Source organism: Ferrovibrio sp. (genome assembly GCF_046297595.1).
GTDB lineage: Bacteria > Pseudomonadota > Alphaproteobacteria > Ferrovibrionales > Ferrovibrionaceae > Ferrovibrio.
In genome coordinates this window covers 126,798-142,377 of sequence record NZ_JBKBHT010000007.1, presented here as the reverse complement: position 1 = coordinate 142,377, position 15,580 = coordinate 126,798, and the positions used below count along the sequence as shown (strand labels likewise).

Annotated in this window: 12 protein-coding genes, 1 tRNA gene and 1 pseudogene; 11 read left to right on the top strand and 3 right to left on the bottom strand. The window is 64.2% G+C overall.

Going from position 1 to position 15,580, the window contains the following annotated elements; all coding sequences use genetic code 11:
- Nucleotides 1-7 precede the first annotated feature (7 nt).
- Nucleotides 8-1,411: an amidase gene (locus ACK4FJ_RS17320; RefSeq protein ID WP_409767984.1), complete on the top strand. Its 1,404-nt coding sequence runs from the start codon at nt 8-10 to the stop codon at nt 1,409-1,411.
- Complete coding sequence (locus ACK4FJ_RS17315) at nt 1,411-2,907, top strand: NAD(P)H-hydrate dehydratase (RefSeq protein ID WP_409767983.1); 1,497 nt, start codon at nt 1,411-1,413, stop codon at nt 2,905-2,907. Before ACK4FJ_RS17320 ends, ACK4FJ_RS17315 begins: the two co-directional genes overlap by 1 nt.
- Here the strand turns inward: ACK4FJ_RS17315 and ACK4FJ_RS17310 are convergent.
- On the bottom strand, nt 2,867-4,603 hold the full coding sequence (locus ACK4FJ_RS17310; protein WP_409767982.1) for a SulP family inorganic anion transporter: 1,737 nt from the start codon (nt 4,601-4,603) through the stop codon (nt 2,867-2,869). The two genes, ACK4FJ_RS17315 and ACK4FJ_RS17310, sit on opposite strands and share 41 nt — an antisense overlap.
- Before the next feature lie 2 nt (nt 4,604-4,605).
- Complete coding sequence (locus tag ACK4FJ_RS17305; protein WP_409767981.1) at nt 4,606-4,872, bottom strand: helix-turn-helix domain-containing protein; 267 nt, start codon at nt 4,870-4,872, stop codon at nt 4,606-4,608.
- Nucleotides 4,873-5,073: 201 nt separating this feature from the next.
- On the opposite strand from ACK4FJ_RS17305, the gene ACK4FJ_RS17300 reads away from it, so the two are divergent.
- The 7 genes from ACK4FJ_RS17300 to clpX all read left to right on the top strand — a co-directional run bounded on the left by ACK4FJ_RS17300 (nt 5,074) and on the right by clpX (nt 12,306).
- Nucleotides 5,074-5,784 carry a glycosyltransferase gene (locus ACK4FJ_RS17300; protein ID WP_409767980.1) on the top strand — a complete coding sequence of 237 codons (711 nt, stop codon included), beginning with the start codon at nt 5,074-5,076 and terminating at the stop codon, nt 5,782-5,784.
- 394 nt (nt 5,785-6,178) lie between these two features.
- Nucleotides 6,179-6,682: a hypothetical protein gene (locus ACK4FJ_RS17295; protein WP_409767979.1), complete on the top strand. Its 504-nt coding sequence runs from the start codon at nt 6,179-6,181 to the stop codon at nt 6,680-6,682.
- A 654-nt stretch (nt 6,683-7,336) separates the two neighbouring features.
- Entirely contained in the window at nt 7,337-8,386 is a 1,050-nt protein-coding gene (locus tag ACK4FJ_RS17290) for a tyrosine-type recombinase/integrase (protein ID WP_409767978.1), read from the top strand.
- A 1-nt stretch (nt 8,387) separates the two neighbouring features.
- Nucleotides 8,388-8,474, top strand: a tRNA-Leu gene (locus tag ACK4FJ_RS17285).
- A gap of 167 nt (nt 8,475-8,641) precedes the next feature.
- Nucleotides 8,642-9,964: a trigger factor gene (tig, locus tag ACK4FJ_RS17280; protein WP_409767977.1), complete on the top strand. Its 1,323-nt coding sequence runs from the start codon at nt 8,642-8,644 to the stop codon at nt 9,962-9,964.
- Between the two features lie 166 nt (nt 9,965-10,130).
- Nucleotides 10,131-10,754: an ATP-dependent Clp endopeptidase proteolytic subunit ClpP gene (gene clpP, locus ACK4FJ_RS17275; protein WP_409768027.1), complete on the top strand. Its 624-nt coding sequence runs from the start codon at nt 10,131-10,133 to the stop codon at nt 10,752-10,754.
- A gap of 289 nt (nt 10,755-11,043) precedes the next feature.
- Nucleotides 11,044-12,306, top strand: a complete 1,263-nt coding sequence (gene clpX / locus ACK4FJ_RS17270) for an ATP-dependent Clp protease ATP-binding subunit ClpX (RefSeq protein WP_374299060.1) — start codon at nt 11,044-11,046, stop codon at nt 12,304-12,306.
- A gap of 50 nt (nt 12,307-12,356) precedes the next feature.
- On the opposite strand, the gene ACK4FJ_RS17265 is transcribed toward clpX, so the two are convergent.
- Nucleotides 12,357-12,689: an antibiotic biosynthesis monooxygenase family protein gene (locus tag ACK4FJ_RS17265; RefSeq protein ID WP_409767976.1), complete on the bottom strand. Its 333-nt coding sequence runs from the start codon at nt 12,687-12,689 to the stop codon at nt 12,357-12,359.
- A gap of 130 nt (nt 12,690-12,819) precedes the next feature.
- Between ACK4FJ_RS17265 and lon the strand changes: the two genes are divergently transcribed.
- Both lon and ACK4FJ_RS17255 read left to right on the top strand, forming a co-directional pair.
- Nucleotides 12,820-15,234, top strand: a complete 2,415-nt coding sequence (gene lon, locus ACK4FJ_RS17260; protein WP_409767975.1) for an endopeptidase La — start codon at nt 12,820-12,822, stop codon at nt 15,232-15,234.
- 21 nt (nt 15,235-15,255) lie between these two features.
- Nucleotides 15,256-15,534: pseudogene (locus ACK4FJ_RS17255) on the top strand (HU family DNA-binding protein); the annotation flags it as partial.
- Nucleotides 15,535-15,580: the final 46 nt, after the last annotated feature.

Genomic DNA, 15,580 nt, shown 5'->3' with positions numbered 1-15,580 from the left:
GGATTTCATGATGCGTGACGATCTGTGTTTCCTCTCCGCCGCCGAACTGGCCGACTGTTACCGCGCCGGTTCCTTCTCGCCGGTGGAGGTGACGCGGGCTTTGTTGGCGCGCATCGAAGCGGTCAATCCCAAGGTCAATGCCTATAATCTGGTCGATGCCGACAGTGCGCTGCGCGATGCGCAGGCCTCGCAAGCGCGCTGGAAGGTGGGCAAGCCGCTGAGCCCGATCGATGGCGTGCCAGCCTCGATCAAGGATATCATCCTCACCAAAGGTTGGCCGACGCTGCGCGGCTCCAAAACCGTCGATCCGAACCAGCCCTGGACTGAGGATGCCCCGGTGACCGCGCGTCTGCGCGAGGCGGGCTGCGTGATCGTCGGCAAGACCACCTCGCCGGAATTCGGCTGGAAGGGTGTGACCGACTCGCCTCTCACCGGCATCACGCGCAATCCATGGAATCTCGACACCACACCGGGTGGTTCGTCCGGCGGCGCCTCGGCCCAGGTGGCGGCTGATCTTGGGCCGCTGGCAGTGGGCACCGATGGTGGCGGCTCGATCCGCATTCCCGCCGGCTTCACCGGCATCGTCGGCCTCAAGCCAAGTTTCGGTCGCGTGCCGGCCGCGCCGCTCAGCCCCTTCGGCACGGTGGCGCATCTGGGCCCGATGACTCGCACGGTGCGCGATGCCGCGCTGATGCTGCGCGAGATGGCCAAGCCCGATGCGCGCGACTGGTTTGCGCTGCCCTACAGCAACCTCGATTACGCGGCGGCGCTGGCCGGCGGCGTGAAAGGCCTGAAGATCGCCTACAGCCCGGCTCTGGGCTTTGCCAAGGTCGATCCGGAAATCGCGGCGGCGGTGGACGCGGCAGCGAAACAGATGGCGGCATTGGGCGCCATCGTCGAGCAGGTCGATCCCGGTTTCGCCGATCCGGTCGATATCTTTCACACCCACTGGTTCGCCGGCGCCTACAACGCGCTGCTCAATCTGCCGAAGGAGAAATTCGCGCTGCTCGATCCGGGCCTGGCGAAGACTTTCGAGCGCGGTGCCGCGATCACGATGAAGCAGTATCTGGAAGCTTCGAATGCGCGCGGTAAACTCGGCGTGCAGATGAAGCAGTTCCATGAAACATACGACCTGCTGCTGACGCCCAGCCTGGCCGTGCTGGCCTTCAAGGCGGGTCGCCTGGCGCCGGAAGACATGGGCGATGCTTACTGGACCGCGTGGACGCCGTTCAGCTATCCCTTCAACCTGACGCAGCAGCCGGCGATTTCGGTGCCCTGCGGCTTCTCCAAATCCGGCCTGCCCATCGGTTTGCAACTGGTCGGCCCGATGCATCGCGACGATCTGGTGCTGCGCGCCGCCGCCGCCTATGAGGCGGCGACCGACTGGCACAGGAAACGACCGGGACTCTGATGAGCGATCATGCCGCCCTGCTGACCGTCGCTGAAATGGCCGAGGCCGACCGCCGCGCCATCGCGGGCGGCGTGACGGGGCTGCAGCTGATGGAAGCGGCCGGCGCGGCGGTGGCGCGCATGGTGCAGCGGTATCATCCGCAGGGCAGCGTGCTGGTGCTTTGCGGTCCGGGCAGCAATGGCGGCGATGGTTTTGTGGCCGCGCGGCTGCTGGCGCAGGGCGGACGCAGTGTGGCGGTGATGCTGCTGGGCGAGGTATCGGCCCTGCGCGGCGACGCGGCAGAGATGGCGAAGCAGTGGGCGGGGCTTGTCGCCTTGCCCGACCCGGCACTGGTCGCCGGTCATGACGTGATCGTGGATGCGCTGTTTGGCGCTGGCCTGAGCAAGCCGTTGAGCGACGAGGCGCTGGCGCTGGTGCAGGCGGCGAATGAGTCCGGCAGGCCTGTCGTTGCCGTCGATCTGCCCAGCGGCCTGCATGGCGACGACGGCCAGCCGCGCGGCGAAGCCATCCGCGCCGCGCGCACGGTCACTTTCTTCCGGCCCAAGCCTGGCCATCTGCTGCTGCCCGGGCGGCAATTCTGCGGGCATCTGCATGTGGCCGATATCGGCATCCCCGACGCTGTGTTGCCCGCTATCGAGCCGCGCCAGTGGCGCAACGATCCGGCCCTGTGGCGCATCGCCTTGCCGCCGCTGCGCATCGACGGCCACAAATACGCGCGTGGCCATGTGCTGGTGCGCGGCGGTGCGCTGGCCGGTGCGGCGCGACTGGCCGGTCATGCCGCGTTGCGCATCGGCGCCGGGCTGGTGACATTGGCACAGCCGCGTGAGGCGCTGCTGCAAGGTGCCAATAACTATGGGGGGCCCGACGCCCTGATGCGGCAGCCCTGCGACGGCATCCCCGACTGGCGGCATGCGATTGCCGATCCGCGTCGCAACGCCCTGCTGCTGGGGCCCGGCAACGGCGCCGGCGCGGCGACCAAGCAGGCCGTGCTGGATGCGCTGGCCACGCGGCGCGCCGTGGTGCTGGATGCCGATGCGCTCACGGTATTCGCCGACAATCCGGAAGAGCTGTTTAAGGCCGTGGCCGGTCCCTGCATCCTGACGCCGCATGACGGCGAATTCGCCCGCCTGTTTCCCGATCTGGCGGTGCTGTCCAAGCCCGAGCGCGCACGCAAGGCGGCGCGCCGCAGCCGCGCGGTGATCGTGCTGAAAGGCGCCGATACGGTGATCGCCTCGCCCGATGGCCGGCTGGCGATCAACACCAATGCGCCGCCCGACCTGGCCACGGCGGGGGCGGGCGATGTGCTGGCCGGGTTCTGTGCCGGATTGCTGGCCCAGGGTGCGCTGATGGGCGGTATGCCGGCTTTCGAGGCCGCCTGCGCCGCCGTGTGGCTGCACGGCGCGGCGGCGAAGGCGGCAGGAGCGGGGCTGATCGCCGACGACCTGCCTTTGGCCGTCAGGCTTCCGCTGGGGCGGCTGCGCCGACAGGGTGTTTGATCTCTTCCAGCGCGGCGTCGACCGAACGTTTGTAGCGTACCAGCGGCGGATGCACGCCATGGGCCCACAGCACATGGCGCACATGCTTGGGCACGCCGGTCAGGATCAGGGTCACGCCGTTGCGCTGGGCCTTGCGCGCCACGCCCTCGATGGTGTTGGCCGCCGTTGAATCGAGGAAGGGCACCGCTGCGAAATCGAGGATGAAGGTTTTCGGCCGGTCGGCGATGCGATCCAGCACCGCACCCACGGTGGAAGCCGCGCCGAAGAAGAAGGCACCCGAGATGCGATAGACCAGAAGGTCGGGGTCGGTGGCCAGCGCGGCATCGTAGCGCGTGCGCCCGCCATCGTAATGATCGGCCTTGTCCTCGGGCACATAGGGCACGTGGTTGTCGACCGTGGTGGCCTGCGCCATGCGGTTGAGGAATAGCAAGGTGCCGAGGCCGAAGCCGACCAGGATGCCTTCGGTGAGGTCGCGGAAGATGGTGAGCAGGAAGGTGGACAGCAGAACGGCCGCATCGCCCGAGGACGAACGCAGCAGGGTCATGAAGGCATGTTTCTCGGCCATGTTCCAGGCCACCACGGCCAGCACGCCGGCCAGGGCGGCCAGCGGGATGTAGCTGGCCAGTGGCGCGGCGATCAGCATGAATAGCAGCACGAACAGGGCATGCAGCATGCCGGCGACGGGCCCGCGCGCACCGGCGCGCACGTTGGTGGCGGTGCGCGCGATGGTGCCGGTCACGCAGATGCCGCCGAACAGCGCCGAGCCGATATTGCCCGCGCCCTGGGCCACCAGCTCGCAGTTGGAGCGGTGGCGCCGCCCGGTCATGCCGTCAGCGACGATGGCCGAGAGCAGGGATTCGATGGCGCCCAGCAAGGCGAAGGCGATGGCATCGGGCAGCACGGCCTGGGCAAGGTCCCACGAAAAGACGGGCAGGGATGGCAGCGGCAGGCTGCGTGGGATGCCGCCGAACTTGCTGCCGATGGTTTCCACCGGCAGGGCGAAGATGCCGGTGATGACGGCCGCGAGGCTGACGGCGATCAGCATGCCGGGCCAGTGCGGCCGCAGGCGTTTCAGTCCCGCGATCACGCCAATGGTCAGCAGTGCCAGGGCGAAGGCGGTCGGCGTGAAGGTCGGTAGCGCATCACCGATGGCGGCAAGTTTCGGCAGCAGCTCGCCGGGTTCTTTGCCGGCGAAGCTCAGGCCCAGCAGGTCGCGGATCTGGCTGGCGAAGATGATCACGGCGATGCCGGCGGTGAAGCCCACGGTGACGGGATAGGGGATGAACTTGACGTAGGTGCCCAGCCGCAGGAAGCCGCCGACCAGCAGCATGGCGCCCGACATCATGGTGGCCAGCACCAGGCCGTCCACGCCGTGGCGTTCCACCGTGGCGGCCACCAGCACGATGAAGGCGCCGGCCGGGCCGCCGATCTGGAAGCGGCTGCCGCCCAGTGCCGAGATCAGGAAGCCGCCGATGATCGCCGTGTAGAGGCCACGATCAGGGGTGACGCCGGAGGCAATCGCAATCGCCATCGAAAGCGGAATGGCGACGATGGCGACCGTCAGCCCGGCCACCGCATCGGCGCGCAGGTCGCCGAGGCGATAACCCTCGCGCAGGATGGTCACCAGCTTGGGCGTGAACAGCTCGGCGAAGCTGGGCTCGGGCAGGGCGGAGGAGGGTCGCTGCGGGCTCGTCATGCTTACCCCGTGGTTGATCCCGATCCGGCGCGCAGGCGAACGCCGCGTCCGCCGCCGGTGCTGGGCGCGTTGTCGCCGATCAGCTCGATGCCGTTCGCTTCCAGCGCCGTGACCAGCTTCATCAGGGAATCGACATTGCCGCGCACGACGCCGTCGCTGGCTTCCATGCGCTGGATCGTGGGCAGGGACAGGCCGGAGAATTCAGCCAGCTTGCGCTGGTCGATGCCGATCAGGGCACGCGCGGCCCGCATCTGTGCGCCAGTAATCATGTGGCGAAAGTCCTTTTGGATATCTCCAATATATATACTGATATAAATAATAGTCAATATTATATATATAACATCAATTACGATGTTATGAAAATCAAAACATCGAATAACACCGAGATTTGCGCCTGATCAACGCCATTTCCTTAACGCTCCGGTAGGGGAGTTGGCATAGTCCTGCATCAGGCAATCGAGAGAATACAGATGATCCGCGTCTTCATCGGCTACACCCGCGTCGCCCCGGTGGTTTCCAGCGTCGCCGCCCTCAGCATCAACCGACGCGCCTCGCGCCCGGTCGCCATCACCCATCTGGCGCTGAACCAGTTGGCGGGCCTCTATACCCGGCCGCAGCATGAACTGCAGTCGACCGACTTCTCCTTCTCGCGTTTCCTGACGCCCTATCTGGCCGGTTTCCAGGACTGGGCGATCTTCATGGACGACGACATGCTTGTGCTGGACGACATCGCCAAGCTCTGGGACCTGCGCGACGACCGCTATGCCGTGCAGGTGGTGAAACACCATCATGTGCCAAAGGAAGAGGTGAAATTCCTCGGCAAGGCGCAGACGAAGTACGAAAAGAAGAACTGGTCCAGCGTCATGCTGTTCAACTGCGCCAAATGCACGGCGCTGACGCCCGATTACGTCAATTCCGCCACCGGCCTGGAGCTGCACCAGTTCAAATGGCTGGGCAACGACGAGCTGATCGGCGAAATCCCGCATCGCTGGAATCACCTGGCCGATTACGACCCCTTCGTGCCGGTGCAGGACGTCTCGATCGTGCATTACACGATCGGCGGACCCTACTATGACGACTTCCGCGATTGCTCCTATGCCAAGGAATGGCTGGACGAGCGCGCGCTGATGAACCACTGCGATCAGGCTGGGGCGAAAAAGCCAGTTAAAGCAGTGAGTTAAGGGGCGGGTTGCGGGGCGCGGGAAAACCGCCCAAAAGCCTCGCATCGTCGGTTTTCACATGCTATAGACTGCGCCTTCGCGCCGGCCCCCGGTGCGGGAAGCGGGCGTGGTGGAACTGGTAGACACGCAGGATTTTTAGGTTCCCGCCTCTATAGCTTCCGCTACCCGAAACATTCCTAAGCCACCGTCAGATCATGCAGATTTGGCGGTGGTTTTTCATTTCCCAGGCCTTCCGACTAGGCGAAGGATTGCAGCGCCACGCCGCCGCGTGACATGACGGTGTCTCGTGTTCCGATAGCCGAAAGGTTGCCCCTATTGAAGACCCAAACGCCCCACCCCGGGGCAGCCGAAAGGTTGCCTCCTTGGTGAGGGTTCACTGAAGGAGAGAAGGACCATGGAAGGCATCGAGCTGACGGCTGGTTGGCACCGACAGGTGGAGCTAGAGCGAAGCATGCGGGGCAGCGGCATCGACCGCTTCCGGTCTGCCCTGAACAAGGCCCGGGAGCAGGGCCGGGAGGGTGAGGTGGGTGCCGGCCTGCTGCTGATGAAGCAGGTCGTCGCTCCCCTGACCAAGGCCATTGAGGATTTCATCACCGAAGCCAGGGCCGGTAAGGCTGGCCGGAAGCATCTGGCCTACCATTACCTGGTGGACATGAAGGCCGACGTGGTCGCCTTCCTCACGGCCAAGGTCGTGATCGACCAGCTCTCCCAGAATAAGAACCTGCGGCGCGCAACACTACATCGCCTTCTAGCTTATTCGGAGCGTGCGGGACACACCCGTCTCGACCGCCGCGCCAAGCGGTGGCACCTCACCGACATGGGGTGCACCACGCTGGAGGCTTTCATCGCAATCTTTGAGGATCGTCTCACTGCCCGGGGCGTGCCCATCTCAGATTGAGATGCTCCGCAGGCGTGCCCCCTTGTGGTGCGTACCATTTTACCCAAAGTTTACACCCGCCCAAACGGTGATCAGTACAATCTAGGGGAGCATCAGTCGGCCATGTTGCGTTCGATCTTTCAGCCAATCGACGTTTTTATTCACTGGAACCATTCTGACACCCATCGGTTTGATGTATGGGTAGATCGCCGGAGCCTGTTCGTCCGGGCTCTCAAGCTAACCATGACCGTGTCCCCTTCATGGGGCTGGCAGCGACGGGGGAAAGAAAGGATCAGCTATGAACGCGAAAGCTATACGGACGCGGGGCCCTGAGGGGGCCTTGTCGAGCATGAGCCTGCTAAGGCTAATCAAGATGCTGACCGTAGCGAGGGATCAGGTAGGAAACTTAGAGCTTTAGACATTCCAAGCCATAATCGTCATAGCGACGAAGCCAGATATAAGACAACACGAGCTTACAGATTTGCTCGGCCTCGCGCCTTCCTCAGTTAGTAGAACCATCGCATTCCTTTCAGACGTGTTTAAGCCCGGCATCCCCGGCCTTGGCTTTGTTAGGTCATATAAAGACCCAACTTATCGGCGGCACCGCATCGTCGAGCTGACCTCTAAAGGTCGCCGCTTCATCGAGAGAATAGTCCAGATCATGGAGGAGTATGCATGGCGGTTCGCGAACGCAACTCGACATGGCAGGTGGACTTCAAAGTCCCCGGCAGGCCGCGCGTGCGCCAGCAGGGCTTCACCTCACGAGAGGAGGCGGAGGCGTGGGAGCTGGAGCAGATGGCGCGGATCAAGCGCGGGCAGGAGGTGACCCCGCCTGACCGTAGCAACCGATCCCTCACCATGCGCGAGCTGGCCGACAAGGTGGGCAAGCTGGTGTGGGCTGGCCAGAAGGCCGAGCGCACCACGACCATGAAGGCGGAGTTTGTCGTCCGCACCCTCGGCCCGGCCGTTGCCGTCAGCAGCATCACGCAGCAGACGGTGGACGATCTGGTCGAGGCGATGAAGGACCGGGGCGACTCCGACGCGACCATAAATCGGAAGCTGTCGGCCCTGTCCGTCATGCTGAAGTGGGCGAACAAGCGGGGCTACCTGGCTGCCGTGCCGGAAATCAAGCTGCGGAAGGAAACCGAGGGCCGGCTGCGGTTCCTTCGAGAGGACGAGGAAGCCCTCTGGCTGGCACGCTTCCGGCACCTCGGGATGGACTACGAGGCGGACTTCTTCGAGTTCGCGGTGGACACCGGGGCCCGCCTCGGAGAGGTGGAGCGGGTGCGTCTGCCCGACGACCTGAACGGCCGGGTGGTGACCTTCTGGGATACCAAGTCGGGTAAGCCCCGCTCGGTGCCCCTGACGGTGCGGGCGCTGGCTGCCCTCCAGCGGCGGGCGGCGGTGAACCCCGGCCAGCCCTTCGACCAGAGCCGACACACCCTCCAGCACCGTTGGGAGCGGGTGCGTGGGCTACTGCCCAAGGCGCAGAAGGACGTGACCATCCACACCCTCCGGCATACCTGCTGTAGCCGGCTGGTGCAGCGGGGCGTAGACCTCCGCCGGGTCCAGCGGTGGATGGGCCACAAGTCGATCACCACCACCCTCCGGTATGCCCATTTGGCTCCGGAAGACTTGAACGTCTGCGCCGACGTGCTAGAACAGCGCCCGTCGCGGGGCCCCCAAAACGTGACACAGGACGTGACACAGGAGGCACGGACGTGACGCGCGGGTGGCGGAATTGGTAGACGCGATGGATTTAGGTTCCATTGTCTTCAAGGGCTTAGGGGTTCGAGTCCCCTCTCGCGCACCAGACAAGGGGATTTAGGTGTGTTCCTGTGCCGCAAGGCGTGTGGGTTCAAGTCCCTCCGCCCGCACCAGATCCCCCGGCGTCCCGCTGCCGGCCAGACCCGCGAGATGCCAGATCCGCGTGGCGGACGGCGGCGCAACGGAATTTAGCGAGAGACAGGTATTTCGGTCATGCAGATCACGGAAATCAGCGCCTCGGGCCTGAAGCGCGAATACAAGGTGGTGATCAACGCCGCCGCGCTGGAGAGCACGGTCAACCAGAAGCTGGAGACCATCCGCGGCCAGGTCAACATGCCGGGCTTCCGCCCGGGCAAGGCACCCGCCGCCCTCATCAAGAAGCAGTATGGCCGCGCCCTGCTGGGCGAGGCGATGGAAGAGAGCGTCAACTCCGCCCTGCAGAAGACACTGGACGACAACAAGCTGCGCCCGGCGCTGCAGCCCAAGGTCGACATTCAGAATTTCGAAGAGGGCAAGGATTTCGAGTGCACCATCGCCATCGAGGTGCTGCCCGAGATCGAGACCGGCGACTTCAAGGCGATCAAGCTGGAGCGCCTGGTGGTCGAGCCGGCCGATGCCGAGGTCGATGAATTCCTCACCCGCCTGTCGGAACAGCAGAAGACCTACGAGAAGGTCGAGCGCGCCGCCGAGAAGGGCGACCAGATCGTGATCGACTTCGTCGGCAGCGTGAACGGCGAGAAGTTCGAAGGCGGTGCCGCCAACGACTATCCGCTGGTGCTGGGCTCCAACACCTTCATCCCGGGTTTCGAGGACCAGCTCATCGGCCTGAAGGCCGGCGACCAGAAGACCGTGACCGTCACCTTCCCCGAGGCCTACGGCAATGCCGAACTGGCCGGCAAGCCGGCGGAATTCGCCTGCACGGTGAAGGAAGTGCGCGGCGGCCAGGCCGTGACGCTGGACGACGAATTCGCCAAGCGCTTCGGCCTGCAGTCGATGCAGGAGCTGAAGGACAACATCAAGCGCGACCTGGGCCAGGAATATAAGAGCCTGTCGCGCATGAAGCTGAAGCGCGGCCTGCTGGACCAGCTGGCCGAGCAGCACAGCTTCGACGTGCCGCAGGGCATGGTCGATCTCGAATTCAACCAGATCTGGGGCGAAGTGACCGCCGACAAGGCCCGCTTCGACGCCGAACTGGCCGAGGAGAAGAAGACCGAGGACGAGCTGAAGGCTGAATACCGCAAGATTGCCGAGCGCCGCATCCGCCTCGGCCTGCTGCTGTCGGAAGTCGGCCGTGTGAACAATATCGAGGTCAAGCCCGACGAGATCACCCGCGCGATGATCGAGCAGGCCCGCCGCTTCCCCGGCCAGGAACGCCAGGTGATGGAATACTTCCAGAAGAACCCGGAAGCCGCCCAGAGCCTGCACGCCCCGATCTTCGAGGACAAGGTGGTGGACTTCATCATCGAGATGGCCACCGTGACCGACAAGCCGGTCTCGAAGGAAGAACTGCAGAAGGAAGCCGAGCAGGTCGCCTGATCTGCCGGTTTTCGAAACGCCTTACGGAAAGCGCCGGGCTTGCCCGGCGTTTTTCTTTTTCGGGCGGGGCCGGCCACCCGGCGGGTCCGGCCATTGCCGGAAGGCACCGACTGCGCCACATTAAGGGCACAGGATTCTTTGTTGCACAGGGCGCGTCATGGAAAAGATGGTCGATACCTACATGAACATGCTGGTTCCGATGGTGGTCGAGCAGACCAACCGGGGCGAGCGCGCCTACGACATTTACTCCCGGCTGCTGAAGGAGCGGATCATCTTCCTGGTCGGCCCGGTCAACGATGCCGTCGCTGCCCTGGTCACCGCGCAGCTCCTGTTCCTGGAAGCCGAGAATCCGAACAAAGAAATCTCGTTCTACATCAACAGCCCGGGCGGCCTGGTGACCTCCGGCATGGCGATCTACGACACCATGCAGTATGTCCGGCCCAAGATCGCCACCCTGTGCATCGGCCAGGCGGCCTCGATGGGCTCGCTGCTGCTGGCTGCCGGCGAGAAGGGCATGCGCTATGCCCTGCCCAATGCCCGGGTGATGATCCACCAGCCTTCTGGCGGCTTCCAGGGCCAGGCGGCCGACATCGAGATCCATGCCAAGGAAATCCTCGACATGCGGGCGCGCCTGAATGGCATCTATGCCCGCCATACCGGCAAGGACATTGCCGTGATTGAGGAGGCCATGGAGCGCGACCGCTTCATGACCCCGGCCGAGGCCAAGGAATTCGGTCTGGTCGACGAGGTGGTCGACCGCCGCCCCGAAACGGCAGCCAAGAAGCCCTGACGGCGCAAACCTGGAGGCTGAGCTTGGCCGGCCAGTCCGGCCTGCAACCGCCGGCCGGGATCACGACCAACCTCCGGTCGTGGCACTCTGCCCCGGAACTGATGGCTGGGACAGGTTCTTGTCGGGGCGTCAGGGCGCGTTAAATACCGATAATGTGACGGTTCACGCCCTGTCGAAGCCCCCCTCCGGGCCCCATGTCCGTTGTGCCCGGAGCTTCGGTTCCTTATGATGACGATTCGATGGAATAGGGCCTGCGTCGCCCGGCGCCGGCCCGCTCAGTGGAGCAGGTATGACCAAATTGAGCGGCGGTGACTCCAAAAATACTCTGTACTGCTCGTTCTGTGGCAAGAGCCAGCACGAGGTGCGCAAGCTGATCGCCGGCCCGACGGTGTTCATCTGCGACGAGTGCGTCGAGCTCTGCATGGACATCATCCGTGAAGAGCACAAGTCAGCCCTGGTGAAGACCCGTGACGGCGTGCCGTCCCCGCAGGAAATCTGCCGGGTGCTGGACGATTACGTGATCGGCCAGAATCACGCCAAGAAGGTGCTCTCGGTGGCCGTTCATAACCACTACAAGCGCATAGGCCACAGCGGCAAGAACAACGACGTCGAGCTGGCCAAGTCGAACATCCTGCTGATCGGCCCCACCGGCTGCGGCAAGACCTTGCTAGCCCAGACGCTGGCCCGCATCCTGGAAGTGCCGTTCACCATGGCCGACGCCACCACGCTGACCGAAGCCGGTTACGTGGGCGAGGATGTGGAGAACATCATCCTCAAGCTGCTGCAGTCGGCCGACTACAACGTCGAGCGGGCGCAACGCGGCATCGTTTATATCGACGAAGTCGACAAGATCAGCCGCAAGTCGGACAATCCCTCGATCACCCGCGACGTATCGGGCGAGGGCGTGCAGCAGGCCCTGCTGAAGATCATGGAAGGCACCGTCGCCTCCGTGCCCCCGCAGGGCGGCCGCAAGCATCCGCAGCAGGAATTCCTGCAGGTGGATACCACGAATATCCTGTTCATCTGCGGCGGTGCCTTTGCCGGCCTGGAGAAGATCATCGCCGGCCGCGGCAAGGGCACCTCGATCGGTTTCGGCGCCGAAGTGCGCGGTCCGGACGAACGGCGCTCGGGCGAAATCCTGGCCGAAGTCGAACCGGACGATCTGCTCAAGTTCGGCCTGATCCCGGAATTCATCGGCCGCCTGCCGGTGATCGCCACCCTGCATGACCTGGACGAGGCCGCGCTGGTGGACATCCTCAGCAAGCCGAAGAACGCCCTGATCAAGCAGTATCAGCGCCTGTTCGAGATGGAAGACGTCAAGCTGACCTTCTCGGACGAGGCCGTGGCGGCCGTGGCCCGCAAGGCCATCGCCCGCAAGACCGGCGCGCGTGGCCTGCGTTCGATCCTGGAGGCCATCCTGCTCGACCCGATGTTCGACCTGCCGAACATGAATGGCGTCGAGGAGGTGGTGATCTCCCCCGACGTGGTCGAGGGCCGCGCCAAGCCGCTGCTGATTTACGCCGACCGCAAGCAGGAAGACGTCAGCGCCTGATCGCGCGGCGCCGTTCCCGGCTGCCTTACCCGGTTATGCGGGCCGCCTCTTCAGAGGGGCGGCCCGTAATGTTCCACGGTCGGAAAAGGCTCGTAGAATCCGTGCAATAGGGCGCGCCAGCGACGGTAATCGTCGGAGCCGCGAAACCCCTGTTCATGGTCGGCCAATGTGGCCCAATACACCAGCAGCAGGTAGCGCCCGGGATTTTCCAGGCAGGGCCGCACTGTGGCCTGGCGGCAGCCGGGCTGCCGTCTGATCAGGGGCAGGGCCTGCTGCAGCGCTGTTCCAAAAGCCTTTTCCTGGCCACGGCGGACGTCGAGCATGGCGACCTCCAGAATGTCCCCATCCATGATGCGGGTGGCATGCGACTCGGGTTGTGTCATTCTGGTGTTCCTGTGTGTTGCCACCGTGCCTTGACGGAACTTGTGGGAATTCCCATGTTAACCTCTGTCAGGCGGCAAAGGGATGCCCAAAACCGGGCTTTCCCGCGCCGCCCATCAGGATGAAAGCCGCATGTTTACATCGCCTCGCGCCCAAGTGTTTCCGGTCCTGCCGCTGCGGGACATCGTCGTATTCCCGCACATGATCGTGCCGCTCTTCGTCGGCCGCGAGAAGTCGGTGCGGGCGCTCGAGGATGTCATGAAGGACGACAAGCAGATCCTGCTCGTCGCCCAGAAGAATGCCGGCCAGGACAACCCCAACCCCGAAGACATTCACAGCGTCGGCACCATCGCCTCGGTGTTGCAGCTGCTGCGCCTGCCCGACGGCACCGTGAAGGTGCTGGTCGAGGGCACCCAGCGCGCCAAGATCGTCAAGTTCAGCGACAACCCGGATTTCTTCCAGGTCCAGGCCGAGGTGATCAGCGACGATTCCGGCGAGGGCCGCGAGACCGAGGCGCTGTCGCGCTCGGTGATCAACCAGTTCGAGCAGTATGTGAAGCTGAACCGGAAGATTCCGCCCGAGGTGCTGGTCTCGCTAAACCAGATCGACGACGCCTCCAAGCTGGCCGATACCGTCGCCTCGCACCTCACCATCAAGATCAGCGACAAGCAGGAACTGCTTGAGATCGCCAACGTGGTCGAGCGCCTTGAGCGCGTCTACGCCATGATGGAAGGCGAGATCGGCGTGCTGCAGGTCGAGAAGAAGATCCGCTCGCGCGTGAAGCGCCAGATGGAGAAGACCCAGCGCGAGTATTACCTGAACGAACAGCTCAAGGCGATCCAGAAGGAACTGGGCGAGGGCGAGGACGGCCGCGACGAGGTGGCCGAGATCGAACTGCGCATCAAGAAGACCCGCCTGAGCAAGGAAGCCCGCGAAAAGGCTCTGGCCGAGGTCAAGAAACTGCGTTCGATGAGCCCGATGTCGGCCGAGGCCACAGTCATCCGCAACTATCTCGACTGGATGCTGTCGATCCCGTGGGGCAAGCGCAGCAAGGTCAAGAAAGACATCAAGAACGCCGAAAAGGTGCTGAACGACGACCATTACGGTCTGGAGAAGGTCAAGGAGCGCATCCTTGAATACCTCGCCGTGCAGCAGCGCTCGGGCAAGCTGAAGGGCCCGATCCTCTGCCTGGTCGGCCCGCCCGGCGTCGGCAAGACCTCGCTGGGCAAGTCGATCGCCCGCTCGACCGGCCGCAACTTCGTGCGCGTGTCGCTGGGCGGCGTGCGCGACGAGGCCGAGATCCGCGGCCATCGCCGTACCTATATCGGCTCGATGCCCGGCAAGGTCGTGCAGTCGATGAAGAAGGCGAAGACCAACAATCCGCTTTTCCTGCTCGACGAGATCGACAAGATGGGCCAGGACTTCCGCGGCGATCCGTCTTCGGCGCTGTTGGAAGTGCTCGACCCCGAGCAGAACAGCACCTTCAGCGACCATTACCTGGAGGTCGACTACGACCTCTCCGACGTGATGTTCATCTGCACGGCCAACAGCCTGCGCATGCCGCAGCCGCTGCTGGACCGCATGGAGATCATCCGCATCCCCGGTTATACCGAGGATGAGAAGGTGGAGATCTGCAAGCGCCACCTGCTGGACAAGCAGATCAAGGCCGCCGGCTTGAAGAAGGGCGAATGGTCGATCACCGACGACGCCCTGCGCGATCTGATCCGCTACTACACCCGCGAGGCCGGCGTACGTTCGCTGGAGCGCGAGCTGGCGAACCTCGCCCGCAAGGCGGTGAAGGAAATCCTGTCCAAGGGCGTGAAGTCGATCAAGGTCACGCCCAAGAATCTCGACAAATATGCCGGCGTGCGCCGTTTCCGGTATGGCGAGGCCGAGCTTGAGGACCTGGTCGGCACCACCACCGGCCTGGCCTGGACCGAGGTGGGCGGCGAGCTGCTGTCCATCGAAGCCGTGATGCTGCCCGGCAAGGGCCGTATGACCATCACCGGCAAGCTGGGCGAGGTGATGCAGGAATCGGTGCAGGCGGCACGCTCGTATGTGCGGTCTCGCGCGGTTGCTTTCGGCGTCAAGCCGCCGATCTTCGACAAGCGCGACATCCATATCCATGTGCCCGAGGGCGCGACGCCCAAGGACGGCCCTTCGGCCGGCGTGGCGATGGTCACCTCGATCGTCTCGGTGCTGACCGGCGTGCCGGTGCGCAAGGATGTGGCGATGACTGGCGAGGTCACGCTGCGCGGCCGCGTGCTGCCCATCGGTGGCCTGAAGGAAAAGCTGCTGGCTGCGCATCGCGGCGGCATCAAGACCGTTCTGATCCCGAAGGAGAACGAGAAGGATCTGGTCGAGATTCCAGACAACGTGAAAAAAGGCCTCGAGATCATACCGGTCTCGACCTGCGAAGAGGTGCTGAAGCACGCCCTGGTCGCAGAGTTGAAACCAATCGAGTGGAACGACGTTGACGATCTCAACAAGCCGGCTGTGGTCGAACCCGAAGCGGAGGGCGATCGCGAAGGCATGGTCAAACACTGACTCCATCGTGTTCCGGAGGACGGCAGCGTGAACAAACAGGATCTGATGGCCCAGGTGCGCGATACCTCGGGTCTCAGCAAGGAACAGGCCGAACGCGCCGTCGAGGCGGTGTTCGAACTCATCACCGAGGCCATGCGTCGCGGCGAGGAGGTGCGGATTGTCGGCTTCGGCAGCTTCTTCGTGGGCACCCGGGCGGCCAGTCCGGGCCGTAACCCGCGCACGGGCGAGCGGATCGACCTGCCGCCCACGCGGCAGCCGAAATTCCGCGCCGGCAAGACGCTGAAGGAGGCGGTCGGCTGATTTTGGCCGGCCTGGAACGGCCTATCGAAATGCAACGGGTCCGGTA